The following is a 16052-nucleotide window of genomic DNA, read 5'->3' on the forward strand; positions in this document are numbered from 1 at the left end:
ATCGTCACCAGCGCCGAGCCGCAGGTACACGTCGGCGGCGGCGCGTCGCCCGTCGGTGCCGCGAACGACGCTCCGGAACGGATTGCCGAGTCGGCGGAAACGCTCGGCGAATCGGTCTCCTCGACGGGGGACGGGTCCACTGCAACGTTCGGCGAACCGGTTGCCCCGGCGGCGGACGGTTCCGCAGCCTCTGCGATCGCGGAATCGGTTGGCACACGGGCGGATGGATTCGCCGGAGCACTCGGCAAATCGGTCGCGGTGACGGACGGGGCCGCGGCCGACACAATCGCCGGATCGGATGCCACGGTGGCGGCTGGGTTCGCAGCGGTGCTCGACGAACCGGTTGTCTCGGCGGGTAATGGGTCCGCTGCGGCGCTCGGCGAACCTGTTGCTCCGGCAAGAGAGGAGTCCGCGGCCGACGCGATTGCCGCATCGCCCGCGCCGACAGACGCCGTGATCGAGTCCGCGACGCCCGGATCCGCTGTGCCAGGAGAACCTGAACTCGCTGCGCCCGAGTTCGCCGCTGTCGCTCCGGAATCCGCAGGCGCCGACGAACCCGCCGAAACGCGCGAAGCCGGGCGCCCGGTGCTGCTGGTGATCGCCGACTCCCTGTCCTACTTCGGGCCCAAGGGCGGACTGCCTGCAGACCATCCGCGTATCTGGCCGAACCTCGTTGCGGCCGAACTGGATTGGGACGTCGAATTGGTCGCCCGGATCGGCTGGACCTGCCGCGACGCCTATTGGGCCCTGATCGGCGATCCTCGGGTGTGGGCGGCGGTGCCGCGCGCCGGTGCGGTGGTCTTCGCCGTCGGCGGCATGGACACGCTGCCCTCGCCATTGCCCACCGCGCTGCGCGAACTGATCCGCTATGTGCGCCCGCCCGCGCTGCGCCGCGTCGTCCGCGCCACTTACAACTGGCTGCAGCCCAAGCTGTCGAAACTCGGCAGGCCCGTGGCGCTTCCGCCGAAGGTGAGTGTCGACTATCTGGAACAGTGCCGCACGGCTCTGGCGCAGTTGCGCCCTGACCTGCCGGTCGTCGCGGTGCTGCCCTCGGTGCACAACTGCGAGGCCTACGGCCGCGTGCACTCCGGGCGGCCACGGGCGGTGGAGGCGCTGCGCTCTTGGTCGAACCGGACTTCGGTGCCGCTGGTCGACCTGGGGGAAGCGGTGCGCGACAACATTTTCTCCGGCGAGGCGAATCCGGACGGCATCCACTGGGGCTGGGACGGTCACACGGCGGTGGCCAACGCGATGGTCAAGACCCTGCAGGAGGTTCGGTAGTCCGTGGCAGTCGTGGTCGTCACCGATTCGTCCGCCAGCCTCCCTGCCGAACATGTCGACGAGCTGGATATCGCCGTCGTCCCGCTGCACGTCCTGGTCGGTGACCGGGCGATGCGGGAAGGCGTCGACCCGGTCGAGATCGACTATGCCTCCGACACCGTGACCACTTCGGCCGCCTCGCCCGGCGAGCTGCGGGAGGTGTACGAGCGGGCCTTGGAGCGCAGCGGCGGTGACGGCGTTGTCGCGGTGCACCTTTCCCGGCGGCTGTCGGGCACATGGGAGGCCGGTCGGCAGGCCGTGCGCGACATGGACGCCGCCGACCGCGTCCGGCTGGTCGACTCGCTCGGAGCCGGGTTGGCCACCGGGCTGCCCGTGCTGGCCGCCGCCCGGCGTGCCGAGTCGGGAGCGCCGCTGGACGTGGTGTACGACGCGGCGGTGGCGGCCGCCGCGCGGGCCCGCACGTTCATCCTGGTCAATCGCACCGAGCAATTGCGGCGCGGCGGCAGACTGTCGTCGGCGGCGACGTTCTTCGCCAGCGAGCTGGTCACCAAGCCGCTGCTGCAGATCGTCGAGGGACGGCTGGAGCTGCGGGAGAAGGTCCGGACGCGCTCCAAGGCGTACGCGAAACTCGTCGCCGCGGCAGTCGACGCGGCGGGCGAGGACGGCGCCGCGGTGGCCGTGCAGCATCTGGGCGCCGAGGACGCCGCACAGACCATCGCGGGCCAGTTGCGGGAACTCGTTCCCGGCCTGGAAGAACTCATCGTCGCCGAGTTCGGGCCCGCGCTGGCAGTGCATCTCGGGTTGGGGGCGCTCGGCGTGCTCGTCGTCCCCGGCGGGTGTCGCTGAGCGTGTGCGGGTCTTCGGGCGGACAACGATCTCGGTGATCCGAATGCGAGCGCGTCGCCCGGCGTACGGCTAGCGTCGGAGCATGAGTTCCGCGAAGCCGCCGGTCCGTCCTCCGCTCACCGTGACCGCCGTGGACTGGGACCATCCGGACGCGGTGACGTTGCGCGCGGAGATGGCGGCCGAGGTCGGGCCGCGCTACGCGCATCTGGCCAGGCAACTGCCCACGAACCCGAACGCGGTGGATTCCGCCACTGTGCACAGCACTTTCGTGGCGTACTCCGATGGTCCGGTGGGTCACGCCGCGCTGCGGTGGAACGGGGAGGAACTCGAGGTCAAGCGGATGTTCGTCCGCCCCGCGCATCGCGGCTCGGGCGCGGCGGCGCTATTGCTCACCGCCGCCGAGGATGCCGCCCGCGCCGCTGGACGCCCCCGACTGATCCCGCAAACCGGTCACCTGCAACCGGAGGCCGTCCGCTTCTACGAACGCAGCGGTTACCACCGAGTTCCGATCTTCTCGCCGTACGAAGTGCTTCCCCTGTCGAACTGCTTCGCCAAGGATCTGGGCTGAGGCGGACCAGAGCCACGGCGGGTTCCGGCATAGCCGCCACTGTTCCCCGGTGAGTTGTGCACAGGGCCGCGGTTGTCAACATGTTCGTCGAATCCGCTGGTCGGACCGGTCTTTTCGGCGTCTGCCCGCACTACCGTCGCGGCCATGTCACGACAGGACGAACGCGAGCGGGTACGGCGGCGATTGGGTGAGCTGACCGCCCGGGTCGGCGCGAGCATGACGGCCGGTGTCGGCACCGGGAAGGCCGGGCCCGATGCGGAGCACGGACCGTCTGGATGGGAGACGACGCGGTCTGCGCGTAGCGTGCCCGTGGGGGAAACGGGGCAGCCGGATCGTCCGAGCCGCACCGCCATGGCCGCGGCGGCCGTCCCATACCGGCGTCGATCGAGCACGGTCGCACGCCCATCGACTGCGGATGAAAATGCCGCGCGTCCAGTGGGTCTCGGGTGGCAGACGGGCCGGACGCCGCCTGCCGTCCGCCCCGGTCCCCCAGCTGGGGAGACGCGACCCGCACCCGATGCCGGGAAGGTGGTGGATGCCCGCCCCGCCGAATCCGAGGATGACGAAGGCGACCGCCGGTCGGCACCCGTGAGAAATCACTCCGATGGCGCCGCGCAAACCGGTGGGGCCCGGCCCGCGAGCCGTCCTGCTGCCGCGGGGAAATGGGATCTCGTGCGGCTGCCCGGCCATCCCGCGCCCGACCGGGAGTCCGAAGACGATGTCGGCCGAGTTCGGTCGCCCGGCTGGCTGGAGGAGCCGGTGCCCGGCGCGAATCGGCTGCACCGCCTCGTGCCCGAACGGTTCCGGGGTCTGCGGCTCGATCCGGGGCGTTACGGGGTCCGTACGCTCGCGCTTGTCGGCCTTGCCGCGATGGTCGTCGCCGGGGTGGTCGTGTTCCGCGAACGCCCGATCGCTCACACGGTGCCGCCGTTGCCGATCGGACAGAGCGTCGCCTTGGCGACATCCAGTGCTGCCGCCACGAGCGCGGCCGGAGCGCCACCGCGAGCAGTCGATCCCGGCCCGCCGACGACGGAATTGGTCGTCAGCGTGGTCGGCCTGGTCCACCGCAGCGGTTTGGTTCGTCTCCCCGACGGTTCGCGTGTCGCCGACGCGCTCGCCGCGGCGGGCGGCCCGAGTGAAGGCGCGGACACCACCGGCCTGAATCTGGCGCAGCGGCTGTCGGATGGCGATCAAGTGCAGGTCGGTCCGGCCGCGCCGAGTTCGGGCGCGTCGCAGCAGGGCAGCGGCACGATCGGCGCAGGCGGGCGCCCATCCACCGGGTCCGCCGCCGCGCCGAGCCGTCCGTCGAGCCCGGCGGGCCGGATCGACCTCAACACTGCCTCCGAAGCCGAACTCGATGCTCTCCCCGGTGTCGGGCCGGTCACCGCACGCGCGATCATCAACTGGCGTACCACCAATGGTCGCTTCAGCACGATCGAGCAACTCGGTGAAGTCGAGGGCATCGGCCCCGCCCGCTTGGCGCGGCTGCGTGATCTGGTGCGGGTATGAACGCCGCCGGGTTGCTCGAACTGGTTCGCCGGAAGCTGGGTGCCGATACGGAATCGTCCATGGAGCGCCCGCGCGCCGGAGCCGTTCGAGGTTCGGGGGAGGGCGTCGCGTCGGAGGAGCCCGGCGTCGTTCAGGCACTCGACGCTCGCCTGCTGCCCGCCGCTTTGTGCTGCTGGGGTGCGACCATCGTGGCGGTGGCGGCAGGGTGGCGGGCCGGGATCGCGCTGGCGATCGCGTTGACGGTCTCGGCCATCGGGTTGTGGGTGTTGCTGTTGTGGGTGACCGCGCACCGCGGCGAACGCCGACGAGCGGTGGCGGTGGTTGCGCTCGCCGCCGTGGTGCTCGGCGCGGGGTTCGCGGCCGCGGCGGCATGGCGGGAACATCGCGTGGCGACCCATCCGCTGCGGGCTTCGTCCGGGCAGTCGGTGCGTGTGGTGGTCATTCCGACAGACGATCCGAAACCGCTGCGCGCGAAGGTCTCCGGCGCGGATCGTCAATGGGTGGTCCGGGCGGATCTGCGCGAGTACGGCCGCGGCGGGGTGACGGTACGTGCGGGTGGCGCGGTGGTCGTCCTGGCTTCCGGTCCGGAGTGGGGTGACTTGTCGCCGGGCGGGCCGGTCGAGTTCCGCGCCAGGGTGGAGATGCCGCGCCGATCCGACCTCACCGTCGTCACGCTGCACGCGCAGGGCGCGCCCACTGCCGCCGGACCGCTGCCGTGGTGGCAGCGCGCCGCCGAGTCGGTGCGCGCCGACTTCGCGGCCTCGGCGACGCGAGCCCTGCCGGCCGACGCCGCAGGGCTGCTGCCAGCGCTGGTCGTCGGCGATACCTCGGCGTTGCCCGAACAGGTGCGCGAGGATTTCAAGATCGCTGGGCTGCAACACCTGACGGTGGTCAGCGGCGCGAATTTCACCATCTTGCTCTCGGTGGTGTTGCTCGTCGTACGCCTGCTGACGCTCGGCCCGCGCGGTGCTACGGCCGTCGCCGCCGTGGCGCTGCTGATGTTCATCGTCGTCACTAGGCCGGACCCGAGCGTGCTGCGCGCCGGTGCGATGGGCGCGATCACCCTGCTCGCCGTGCTCACCGGCCGTCGTAAACAGGCGCTGCCCGCGTTGTGCGCCGCGATCATCGCGTTGCTAGCCCTTTGGCCAGGGCTCGCCGTCGACGCGGGGTTCGCGTTGTCGGTCGTCGCGACGGGTGGCCTGATCCTGTTGGCGCCGAGCTGGGCCGACTGGTTGCGCGCCAGGGGATGGTGGCGGGTGCCCGCCGAGACAGTGGCCGTGTCCGCCGGGGCGTTCGTGGTCACGACGCCGATCATGATCGCGCTCACCGGACAGCTCAGCCTGGTCGCCGTCCTCGCGAACGTGCTGGTCGCGCCGGTCGTCGCGCCGATCACCGTCGCGGGGGCAGCCGGTGCCGCGCTGTCGAGCCTGTGGTCGCCGCCGGCCGACTTGGCGCTGCGCTGCGCGGCACCGCCGCTGTGGTGGCTGTTGTGGGTGGCCCGCCACGCGGCCGCGCTGCCCGGCGCGTCCGTCGCGGTACCGGGTGGCCTGGCGGGAGGTCTGATCGCGAGTGCCGTCGTGGTGGGCGTGATCGCGGCATTGCGCGCTCGCCCGGTGCGGCGGATCGCCGCCGCGGTCGTGGTCGGGGTCGCGGTGGTCCTGGTCCCGGTGCGGCTCTGGCACCCCGGCTGGCCGCCGACCGGCTGGGTCCTCGCGGCGTGCGACGTCGGCCAAGGTGATGGCCTCGCGCTGTCGGTCGGTCCCGGCGCCGCCGTGGTCATCGATGTCGGGCCGGATCCGCGTCCGATCCGGACCTGCCTGGATCGTTTGCGCGTCTCGCGCATCCCGCTGCTGATCCTCACCCACCCGCACGCGGATCACATCGACGGGCTCGCAGGCGCGCTGCACGGCCGCACGGTCGACGCGATCGCCGTCGGCGTCCACGAGCTCGACGTGCTCGCGCCACCCGCACACGATCGGTCGACGCCCGAAGCGGGGCTCGGGTGCGCTTCCGTGCCCGCCACCGCACCGGCCGCGGAGGTGCACCGGCTCAGCGGGTTCGCGAAAGGTCATGCCCGGAACGACCGAATCGTTTCGTTCGGCCGACGAGATGCGCGAAGCCGGTTGCATGGCAGCCATGATCGCGCCGTTACCGTGCTGGGACATGCGCAAATCGATTGTCGGCCAGTCGGATACGGGGTGCGGAGCCAGGCGCGTCCATCGGGTGACGCGCATGCCGCTGCCTCCGGTCTCACGCGGGTCGCGGCCATCGCCAGGAGCGCGGGAGTGCCGCTGCTGGAATTGTCGGCCGGACATGTTCTGAGTTTCGGGTCGATCGAACTGGAGGTGCTCGCACCGGCAAGGAACGGTCCGCGACCGGTCCGGGGCGCGGAAACCGACGGCGCCAACGACCGTTCGGTGGTCGTCACCGCTCGCACGCCCGCGGGCAGGATTCTGCTCACCGGGGACATCGAGGCCACCGCGCAGCGGGCTCTGATGCACGCCGGAATTCCCATCCAGGCGGAGATCCTCAAACTTCCGCACCACGGATCACGCACCACCACAAAGGAATTTCTCGACGCGGTGCGTCCGCGTCTGGTGCTGGTGAGCGTCGGCGCGGACAACGCCTTCGGGCATCCCGCCCCCACCGTCCTCGCGGACTTGTCAGCCCTCGGCGCGACGGTGGTACGCACGGACCTGGACGGCGACATCGTGGTCTCGGCCGGAGGCGGCCACTTGCGTATGACGAGTTCGCGATGACCGGCGGATCACGCGTGCCGCGACTGCCCCTGGCCGGGGTGGGGTGTCGGTCGTTGACCGTAGGATCGGGCTGTGGACGAGCGCGGCGAATGGAGCAAGGCGGCAGAGCCATCGAGCACGATGCCCTCCGGCGACGAGGAGGCGCCGTCGTGAGCGAGCGGCCTGCGCCCGTGCATCTGGTGCTCGGGGAAGAGGAACTGCTGATCGAGCGGGCGCTGGGCGCGCTCACCGCGCAGGTGAGGGCGTTGGCTCCGGACCCGGACGCGGTGCCGGTCGATCGCATGCGCGCGGGGGACGCGAGTACCGCGGAGCTGGCCGAACTGCTGAGCCCCTCGTTGTTCGCCGAGGACCGGGTGATCATCCTCGAGGCGGCGGCCGAGGCGGGTAAGGACGCGGTCGCGGTGATCACCGAGGCATCGCAGAGCCCGCCCGAGGGTGTGTTGCTGGTCGTTGTGCACTCCGGTGGCGGACGGGCCAAGGCGCTCGCGTCCGCGCTGCAGAAAGCCGGTGCCGTCACCCACGACTGTGCCAAATTGACCAAGGCCGCCGAGCGCGTCGAGTTCGTGCGCGGCGAGTTCCGCAACGCCGGAGTGCGGGTGTCGGGCGAGGTCGTCCAAGTGGTGCTGGAAGCGGTGGGCTCGGACCTGCGTGAGCTGGCCGCGGCGTGCGGGCAGCTGGCCGCGGACACCGGAGGGAAGATCGATGTCGCGGCCGTGCGCCGCTACTACTCGGGCAAGGCCGAGGTCTCCGGGTTCGACGTGGCCGAACTCGCGGTGGCCGGGGATCGCCCCGGTGCGATGGAGGCGCTGCGCTGGGCGAACGACCGCGGCGTTCCGCATGTCCTGCTCGCCGACGCGCTCGCCGACTCGGTGCACACCATCGCGCGCGTCGGTTCGGCCGGCCGCGGCGACCCGTTCAAGCTGGCCCAGCAGCTCGGCATGCCGCCGTGGAAGGTGAAGAAAGCGCAAGCCCAGGCCCGCAACTGGACCCCCGCGACCATCGGCTCCGCCCTCCAGGTGGTCGCGACTCTCAACGCCGACGTGAAAGGCGGCGCCGCCGACGCGGGCTATGCGCTGGAACACGCCCTTACCCGAATCCTCGATCTGCACGGCGCGAGCTGATCCGGGTCCGGTCGACCCGTTCCAACGCGTTCGCCGGAGCACACGCTTCAGAGGGTTCAGCCTCGGTCCTGGTTCCCGCTGGGGCAACGCCATGCGGGGCTGGTCACCACCCAACTCGGCAGGTACCCATGCACGGCGGACGGCAGCTCGCCGGAGACCGGCCGCGCCGCCGATCAGGTGCGACCCGATGCGGCGGTGCGGGTCTCGCTTCGCGCCGCCGCATCGGATCGACGCTCAGACGCGCCCGTCGATCTTCAGGTCGCCGAAGGTGACGCTCTGGGTCATGGGGCGGTTGAGGAATTCGTGCGGGAATCCGAGATCCACCGCACTGGCCTGTTCCAGCCTGGCGAGCTGGGTGGCGTCGAACTCCACGTCGAGGGCGCCGAGGTTGTCCTCCAGTTGCGCCGCCGTGCGCGCGCCGATGATCGGCGAGGTGACTCCGGGCTCGCGCAGCGTCCAGGCCAGCGCGACCTGCGAGGGTGTCTTGCCGATCTCGTCCGCGACCTGCTTCACGACGTCGGCGATGGCGAGGCCGCGTTCGGTGAGCGAGCCGTTGGCGGCGGCCACGTTCTTGCGGCTGCCTTCGGGCGAACCGTCCGCCTGGTGGTCGAGGTCGGCGCGGCTGTACTTGCCGGTGAGCACACCGCTGGCCAGCGGTGACCACGGAATCACACCGAGGCCCAGTTCGCGCGCCATCGGGATGAGGTCGCGCTCGACGGTCCGCTCGATCAGGCTGTATTCGATCTGCAGCGCGATCAGCGGCGACCAGCCGCGCAGGTCCGCGATGGTCTGCATCCGGGCGATCTGCCAGGCGGGCGCGTCGGAGATGCCGACGTAGAGCACTTTGCCCGAGCGCACCAGATCGTCCATACCGCGCAGGATCTCCTCGACGGGGGTCAGGAAATCCCAGGCGTGCAAGTAGAGCAGGTCGATGTAGTCGGTGTTCAGCCTGCGCAGGCTGGCCTCCACCGAGCCGACCATGCTCTTGCGGTGGTTGCCACCGGAATTCGGGTCACCCGGACGGCGCAGCATGGTGTATTTGGTGGCCAGCACCAAGCTTTCGCGGTTGTCCGCGGTGAATTCGCCGAGCAGTTGCTCGGAGGTGCCGTTGGTGTACTGGTTGGCCGTATCGATGAAGTTGCCGCCGCGCTCGACATAGGTGTCGAAGATCTTGCGGGCTTCGTCCCGGTCCGCGCCCCAGCCCCAATCGGCGCCGAAGGTCATGGTTCCCAGGGACAGGGGTGACACCCGAAGGCCCGAGCGGCCGAGCAGCCGGTAGGTGTCGAGGGTGCGAGCTCCGGACATGTCCAGCTCCTTGTGTTTTCGCGATGTCTCGTTGCCGGAAGCCAGTCTTCAGCGCAGCGCGAGGACCAGTAAGGGAAGCTTCATCCTGGGAAAGCCAGTCCTAGGCAGCCGTAGGATCGACGGTGATGAGCACCGTGCACCCCACACAGCGCCGCGACCTCACCTCCGGTGGCGGCAGCCCGCGTAACCACGCCGGACCCGGGAGCGGCGCGGAGTCGGCCCAGCGCCGCGATCCCAGGCCTGGCAGCGGCAGCCCGCGTAATCACGCCGGACCCGGGAGCGGCGCTGATTCGACCCAGCGCCGCGACCTCGGGTCCAGCGGCGGGAGTTCGCGCACGCGCGCGGGGTCCGGCAGCGGCGCGGATCGAGTGCAGGAGATGGCCGCCTTCTTGCGGGCTCGCCGGGAGCGGCTGACGCCGGAGGATCTCGGCTTGCCGCAGCGCAAGCAGGCGCGCCGGACGCCGGGGCTGCGCCGGGAAGAGGTGGCCGAACTGGCAGGCGTGAGCACCGACTACATCGTGCGGCTGGAGCAGGGGCGGGGCCTGCGGCCGTCGGTGGACGTGCTGAACGCGCTGGCGCGGGCCCTGTGCTTGGACGACGACGAGCGCGCCTACCTGTTCGATCTGGCGCGACAGCGGCAGCCGGACAGCGGCAAGCCGAGCACGGTGCCCGCGCCCGCACTGGCCATGCTGGTGCGCGATCTGTCCCCGCTGCCCGCGATGCTGGTCAACCACCGCTACGACATCCTGGCCTGGAATCGGGAGATGGCGGCGTTGATCACGGACTTCGGCGCGCTGCCGGAGCGGCAGCGCAACTCCATGTGGTTGTGCCTGCTCGACCCGGGCATGCGAGATTTCTATGTCGAGCGGGAGCGCATCATCCGGGAGGGCATCGCGGATCTGCGCGCGGCATGGGCCGCGCATCCGGAGGACCGGGCGCTGGCCGACCTGATCGCCGAGTTCACCGCCCACAGCGCGGAGTTCGAGCAGGCATGGGCCCGCCACGACGTCCGCGTGCAGGGACGGGGGAACAAGCCGCTGCGGCATCCGGTGGTGGGTCCGCTGGTCGTCAGCTACGAGGTGCTCATACCCGTGCAGGATCCCGACCAGCGGATCGTCATCTACCGCGCCGCCGACGCGGACTCCCAGACGGCGCTCGACCGGCTCACCGCCGACCTGGATACGCGGTGACCGGGGCTATTCCGTGGAGGTCAGAATCAGCTCGCCGTCGTCGTCCGCGTCTTCGTAGCGGCCTTCCCACTCCTCGTAGGCGGGCACGTCCTCGTCCCGCGTGACGATCCACTCCAACGAGTAACCGCCGTCGTCGTCGGGAACCAGCACATTCTCGATCTTCAGTCCGAATCCGAGCACCTCGGCCGCGCGGATCACGTCCGGCAGGTCCTCGGCGCGAACGACCGTCTGATTGGCATACACGGTTACCATGCGCGGAATGGTAGCTGGAACCTCCGACACAGCGCGGGCCGAATCTCGAAACAGCAGCTGAAACGGCGTGGGAGCCAGATTGCTGTCCGGGCACGACAAAAGCCGCCGTGGTCATCGAGGCCACGACGGCTGCGTCACACCACGAGTGCGGTACCGGCGCGCGGTACCGGGTGAATCAGAGCTTGTTGAAAGCCAGCGACAGGGCCGACTTCTTGTTGGCGGCCTGGTTGGCGTGGATGACGCCCTTCGAGGCGGCCTTGTCCAGCTTCCGGCTGGCGAACTGAAGGCGCACGGCGGCGGCTTCCTTGTCACCGGCGGCAGCGGCCTCGCGGAAGCTGCGGATGGCGGTGCGCAGCGCGGACTTGACCGACTGGTTGCGCTTGCGCGCTTCCTCGTTGGTGCGGATCCGCTTCAGCTGGGACTTGATGTTGGCCACGCCGGTTCCTCGTGTTCCTGTCTGGTAGGTCTGTCCTGGGAAAGTTCGTCGAGCGCGCGACATACCCGAATGGAACGGGTAACGCAGCGCCGAAGGTCGAGGTTACCAGTCACCGTTCGGCACGCGAAATCCGACACCGGACCCGCCCCGGTCGATACCGGACACGGCACCGCGCTGGCTTCCCTGGCGACCGGCGAGTTCCACCCGCGAATCCGGCTGCGGGGATCGGCACGACGGTCTCCGGGCGAGAGTACGCCCGCGTCGAGGCATGGACCGGCGCGTGGTCGGGCTCACGGCCCGGCCGGCGCACGCAGGCGCCGAGCAGCACGTGTCCGTCGGGGTGGGCCGTCGCTACGCGATACGCCGCCGCTGAAGGGCCTCTTGTCGGGCGGCGGTTCGACCGGCCCGAAGTCGTTGTAGAGATCACACGACTCGCGTAGCGTCCTCCTAGCAACCGTTGCTTTCGAGCGGCTGGCGTTGCCGAAGCGGTACCACGACTCGTCCGAGTACATGTCTGGAACGCGGAAGGTGGACAGATGTCTCCAACGGCCCAGGAAGTAGTCGAAGAGGCTGTCGAGAACAAACCGGTTCCCGAGAGCAAGAAATGGGGCGCGGAGGCGCTCGGCACCTTCGTCCTGGTGATCGGCGGTGTCGGCACCGCGGTGCTGGCGGGGGAGAAGGTCGGTCCGCTGGGCATCGCGCTCGCTTTCGGCCTGTCGCTGATGTTTCTCGTCTATTCGATCGGGCCGATTTCGGGCTGCCACGTGAACCCGGCGGTGACCGTGGGGCATCTGCTGCTCGGCCGGATCAGCGGCGTGTCCGCGGCGGGGTACGTGATCTCGCAGCTGATCGGCGGGCTCCTCGCCGGTCTCGTTTTGTTCGCGCTGGCCAAGAACCTGCCGTCGTACGACCGGTCGGTCGACGGCCTCGCCGCGAACGGGTGGGGCAAGCACAGTCCCTCGGCGATTCGGGGGCCGCTGGGCGAGGTGGTGGTGCAGAACGGGTTCGGCATCGCCGCCACGATCATCGTCGAGGTGATGCTCACGGCGCTGCTGGTCTTCGTCGTGCTGTCCTCCACCGATCAGCTCTCCGACGTGCCGCTGGCCGGCCTGTCCATCGGCGCCACGCTGGCGGTGATCAACCTGGTGGCGATTCCGGTGGACTACGCCTCGGTGAACCCGGCACGCAGCCTCGCCGTGGCGCCCTACCAGGACGGCGCGATGGGGCAGGTCTGGGCGTTCATCGTGTTCCCGCTGATCGGCGGCGCACTCGGCGCGCTGCTGTACGGCCTGCTGTTCGGCCGTTCCCGCGAAATGATCTCCTGACGAAGGCGTTCGGCCCCGGTCAGTCGGCCGGGGCCGATCACTGTGGCTGGGCGGTCAGCTCGCGGTGCGCTCCTGCGGTGCGGTGCACACCAAAGTGACCAGCGCCGGGATCGGGAAGAGCAGCAGGAAGAGGTTGGGCACCCACCACAACGGACTGAAATCGCCGCGCAGTGTCCAGAACGCGATGGCTTGCAGCCCCGCCACGCTGGTCAGGGTCAGCGAAACGGTCATCAGGGTGCGCCAACCGGGCGAGCGGCACAGGCTCGCCAAGCCGGTGGCGCTCGCGGCGAGGTCGAGTACGACGAACGAGTAGTTCCAGTCGCTGAGGATCGGGTCGGTGTAATCCTTGTACGCCCATTCGGGCGGAATCACCTGGGCGAACGCGATCGCCCAGTAGAGCAGGAAACCGACGTCGGTGATCAGCATGGCGATCTTGGTCGGTCCGAGCACGCGTGCCATGGTCCGCCTCAGTGCCAGGCGTATTCGGCGCAGAGCCGGTGGGCGACCAGATCGAAGGTCTTGCGGGGCAGGATCGCGCCCTCGCGGCGGATGCCCGCCTCCGGCACGTCGAGCACCCGATCGAGCCGCACCCAGCTAGGGCGGTTGTCGTGGTCCCAGGACCCGCTGCCGATGCCGATCCAGTTGCGGTCGTAGGCGCGTTCCGGGTTCGACGACAGCATCAGCCCCAGCAGCGTGCGACGGTCCCGGCCCACCACCAACACCGGCCGGTCCTTGCCGTTGCTCGGATCCTCTTCGAACGGCACCCAGGTCCAGACGATCTCCCCGGGATCGGCACGGCCGTCCAGTTGCGGCGAGTAGACGATCTGCCGCGCCCGCTCGGCGGTCGGGACCGGCGTCGACGCGGCGGGCCGCACCGTGACGCCCACGGCCGTGCGCCGCTGGGCCAGCGACCACACCAGCCGGTCGACCAGCCGGGGACCCTGCTGCTTGACGATCTTGGGCCCCTGTTGCTTAGCGATGAGACCGATCTGCTTGCCGAGGGTGTTCCAACTTCGGGCCATCCCAGGAGAATAACGGCGCACCCGCCGCTTCTCACCCGCGTGGGAACCGTTGTGTCGCGGGGGCCATTCGTCTGCGAGCGAGCTATGGAAGCGGATGTGCCCGCCGATCCGGGACCGATCGGACATGTCCGGCTCCCTGCCCCGTTGGCAAGGTACGCCGAGACCGAGCGCGATGAACGCAGCGGAGGACGGCGCGGCGCGCCCGACGGTGGCGACGGTGCGGGCGGTGACATCTTCGAAGCGTGGCCTCAGCGCATTCTTCGCGCAATGCGCAGGCAGACAGTAATCGCTGACCATGAGCGGTCGCGCGGGGCGCAGCATCGCACCGCGACCATCGCGGCGCACTTCATGTCCGACTGCCCGAAGCGTCTGCGACATATCCACTGGCTCATCCCCAGCCGTCACCGGCTCGGCCGCGTCCGTCCATTCGCCCCGGGTAAAGGAAGGACCCGCAGCTCGGGCGCGAGCCATGAGGGGGCCGCGAACACGCAGCGCCGAAGGCGCTGCAAAAACTGGCAGAGCACCATGGGACGATAGACGGCAGTTTGCCGATACCCATGAGGAGTGGAGTGCCCGCCAGCTTCGCCGACACGACGTTCACCGATCCCGCCCGGATCCGGAACTTCTGCATCATCGCGCACATCGACCACGGCAAGTCGACGCTGGCCGACCGGATGCTGCAACTGACCGGTGTGGTCGAAGAGCGGCAGATGCGTGCGCAGTATCTGGACCGGATGGATATCGAGCGCGAGCGCGGCATCACCATCAAGGCCCAGAACGTGCGGCTGCCCTGGACGCCCAGGACGGGGGAGCACGCGGGCACCGATTTCGTGCTGCACCTCATCGACACACCCGGCCACGTCGACTTCACCTACGAGGTGTCGCGCGCCCTGGAGGCGTGCGAGGGCGCGATCCTGCTGGTCGACGCCGCGCAGGGCATCGAGGCGCAGACGCTGGCCAACCTGTACCTGGCGCTGGAGAAGGATCTGACGATCATCCCGGTGCTGAACAAGATCGACCTGCCCGCCGCGGACCCGGAGCGCTACGCCGCCGAGCTGGCGCACATCGTCGGCTGCGATCCGTCGGACGTGCTGCGCGTCTCCGGCAAGACGGGCGAGGGCGTGGCCGATCTGCTCGACCAGGTGATCGCCCAGGTGCCGCCGCCGGTCGGCGAGGCGGACGCGCCCGCCCGCGCGATGATCTTCGACTCGGTCTACGACACCTACCGCGGCGTGGTCACCTACGTCCGTGTGGTGGACGGCAAGCTGACTCCGCGCGAGAAGATCAAGATGATGTCCACCGGCGCGACCCACGAGCTGCTGGAGATCGGCATCGTCTCGCCCGAGCCGAAACCGACCCAGGGGCTCGGCGTCGGCGAGGTCGGCTACCTGATCACCGGCGTGAAGGACGTGCGCCAATCCAAGGTCGGCGACACGGTGACCGGCGCGCGCGGCGGCGCGACCGAACCGCTCACCGGCTATCGCGAGCCGCGCCCGATGGTGTACTCCGGCCTGTATCCGGTGGACGGCTCCGACTACCCGGACCTGCGCGACGCGTTGGAGAAGTTGCAGCTCAACGACGCCGCCCTGACCTACACGCCGGAGACCTCGGTCGCGCTCGGGTTCGGCTTCCGCTGCGGCTTCCTCGGCCTGCTGCACATGGAGATCACGCGCGAACGCCTGCAGCGCGAGTTCGACCTCGACCTCATCTCGACGGCCCCGAACGTGGTGTACCGGGTGGAGATGGAGGACGGCGTCGAGCACGTCGTCACCAATCCCTCGTACTGGCCCGAAGGCAAGGTTCGCAATGTCTACGAGCCGGTGGTGAAGTGCACCATCATCGCGCCGAGCGAGTTCATCGGCTCGATCATGGAGCTGTGCCAGTCCCGCCGCGGCGAGCTCGGCGGCATGGACTACCTGTCCGAGACCCGCGTCGAGCTGCGCTACACCATGCCGATGGCGGAGATCATCTTCGACTTCTTCGATTCGCTGAAGTCACGCACCCGCGGTTACGCGAGCCTCGACTACGAGGAGGCGGGCGAGCAGGAATCGCAGCTGGTGAAGGTGGACATCCTGTTGCAGGGCGAGGCGGTGGACGCGTTCAGCGCGATCGTGCACCGCGACGCCGCCCAGGCCTACGGCCACAAGATGACCACCAAGCTGCGCGAGCTGATCCCCCGCCAGCAGTTCGAGGTGCCCATCCAGGCCGCGATCGGGTCGAAGATCATCGCCCGCGAGAACATTCGCGCCATCCGCAAGGACGTGCTGGCCAAATGCTACGGCGGTGACATCAGCCGCAAGCGCAAGCTGCTGGAGAAGCAGAAGGAAGGCAAGAAGCGGATGAAGACGATCGGCCGCGTCGACGTCCCGCAGGAAGCCTTCGTGGCCGCGCTGTCCTCGGACGCCGCTTCGGACAAGCCGAAGGACAAGAAGTAGGCG

The 16052-nt window shown here is 69.8% G+C and carries 14 protein-coding genes; 9 read left to right on the plus strand and 5 right to left on the minus strand.

Annotated features, from left to right (window positions below; genetic code table 11):
- The first annotated feature begins 585 nt into the window (after nt 1-585).
- The 6 genes from octT to holA all read left to right on the plus strand — a co-directional run bounded on the left by octT (nt 586) and on the right by holA (nt 8084).
- Nucleotides 586-1281 carry a diglucosylglycerate octanoyltransferase gene (gene octT, locus ACIHAX_RS12340; RefSeq protein ID WP_355072959.1) on the plus strand — a complete coding sequence of 232 codons (696 nt, stop codon included), beginning with the start codon at nt 586-588 and terminating at the stop codon, nt 1279-1281.
- 3 nt (nt 1282-1284) lie between these two features.
- On the plus strand, nt 1285-2127 hold the full coding sequence (locus tag ACIHAX_RS12345) for a DegV family protein (protein ID WP_355072350.1): 843 nt from the start codon (nt 1285-1287) through the stop codon (nt 2125-2127).
- Nucleotides 2128-2209: 82 nt separating this feature from the next.
- The gene (locus ACIHAX_RS12350; RefSeq protein ID WP_397277304.1) at nt 2210-2695 is read left to right on the plus strand and encodes a GNAT family N-acetyltransferase; all 486 of its coding nucleotides are present in this window, start codon (nt 2210-2212) and stop codon (nt 2693-2695) included.
- A gap of 588 nt (nt 2696-3283) precedes the next feature.
- Nucleotides 3284-4204 (plus strand): helix-hairpin-helix domain-containing protein, encoded by a 921-nt coding sequence (locus tag ACIHAX_RS12355; protein ID WP_397277306.1) that lies wholly within the window; start codon nt 3284-3286, stop codon nt 4202-4204.
- A complete protein-coding gene (locus ACIHAX_RS12360; protein WP_397277308.1) occupies nt 4201-6963 on the plus strand; it encodes a ComEC/Rec2 family competence protein in 2763 nt (920 codons plus the stop codon). The genes ACIHAX_RS12355 and ACIHAX_RS12360 overlap by 4 nt, the downstream gene beginning before the upstream one ends.
- A 149-nt stretch (nt 6964-7112) precedes the next feature.
- Nucleotides 7113-8084 (plus strand): DNA polymerase III subunit delta, encoded by a 972-nt coding sequence (holA, locus tag ACIHAX_RS12365; protein ID WP_364432046.1) that lies wholly within the window; start codon nt 7113-7115, stop codon nt 8082-8084.
- Between the two features lie 234 nt (nt 8085-8318).
- Here the strand turns inward: holA and ACIHAX_RS12370 are convergent, their stop codons facing one another.
- The gene (locus ACIHAX_RS12370) at nt 8319-9389 is read right to left on the minus strand and encodes an aldo/keto reductase (RefSeq protein ID WP_364432049.1); all 1071 of its coding nucleotides are present in this window, start codon (nt 9387-9389) and stop codon (nt 8319-8321) included.
- A gap of 125 nt (nt 9390-9514) precedes the next feature.
- On the opposite strand from ACIHAX_RS12370, the gene ACIHAX_RS12375 reads away from it, so the two are divergent.
- A complete protein-coding gene (locus tag ACIHAX_RS12375; RefSeq protein WP_397277312.1) occupies nt 9515-10579 on the plus strand; it encodes a helix-turn-helix domain-containing protein in 1065 nt (354 codons plus the stop codon).
- 6 nt (nt 10580-10585) lie between these two features.
- On the opposite strand, the gene ACIHAX_RS12380 is transcribed toward ACIHAX_RS12375, so the two are convergent.
- Together ACIHAX_RS12380 and rpsT are read right to left on the minus strand one after the other, a co-directional pair.
- Complete coding sequence (locus tag ACIHAX_RS12380) at nt 10586-10831, minus strand: hypothetical protein (protein WP_355072363.1); 246 nt, start codon at nt 10829-10831, stop codon at nt 10586-10588.
- Nucleotides 10832-11006: 175 nt separating this feature from the next.
- Nucleotides 11007-11267, minus strand: coding sequence for a 30S ribosomal protein S20 (gene rpsT, locus ACIHAX_RS12385; protein WP_364432054.1), 261 nt, complete (start codon nt 11265-11267; stop codon nt 11007-11009).
- Nucleotides 11268-11803: 536 nt separating this feature from the next.
- Here rpsT and ACIHAX_RS12390 point away from each other — a divergent pair.
- Nucleotides 11804-12592 (plus strand): aquaporin, encoded by a 789-nt coding sequence (locus ACIHAX_RS12390; protein ID WP_355072367.1) that lies wholly within the window; start codon nt 11804-11806, stop codon nt 12590-12592.
- A gap of 54 nt (nt 12593-12646) precedes the next feature.
- Here the strand turns inward: ACIHAX_RS12390 and ACIHAX_RS12395 are convergent, their stop codons facing one another.
- Both ACIHAX_RS12395 and ACIHAX_RS12400 read right to left on the minus strand, forming a co-directional pair.
- Nucleotides 12647-13051 carry a DUF5360 family protein gene (locus ACIHAX_RS12395; RefSeq protein ID WP_355072368.1) on the minus strand — a complete coding sequence of 135 codons (405 nt, stop codon included), beginning with the start codon at nt 13049-13051 and terminating at the stop codon, nt 12647-12649.
- Nucleotides 13052-13059: 8 nt separating this feature from the next.
- Nucleotides 13060-13614 (minus strand): type II toxin-antitoxin system PemK/MazF family toxin, encoded by a 555-nt coding sequence (locus ACIHAX_RS12400; RefSeq protein WP_356966427.1) that lies wholly within the window; start codon nt 13612-13614, stop codon nt 13060-13062.
- 557 nt (nt 13615-14171) lie between these two features.
- On the opposite strand from ACIHAX_RS12400, the gene lepA reads away from it, so the two are divergent.
- Nucleotides 14172-16049: a translation elongation factor 4 gene (lepA, locus tag ACIHAX_RS12405; protein WP_355072372.1), complete on the plus strand. Its 1878-nt coding sequence runs from the start codon at nt 14172-14174 to the stop codon at nt 16047-16049.
- The last annotated feature ends 3 nt before the right edge of the window (nt 16050-16052 follow it).

The organism is Nocardia sp. NPDC051929 (genome assembly GCF_044548645.1).
Taxonomy (GTDB): domain Bacteria; phylum Actinomycetota; class Actinomycetes; order Mycobacteriales; family Mycobacteriaceae; genus Nocardia; species Nocardia sichangensis.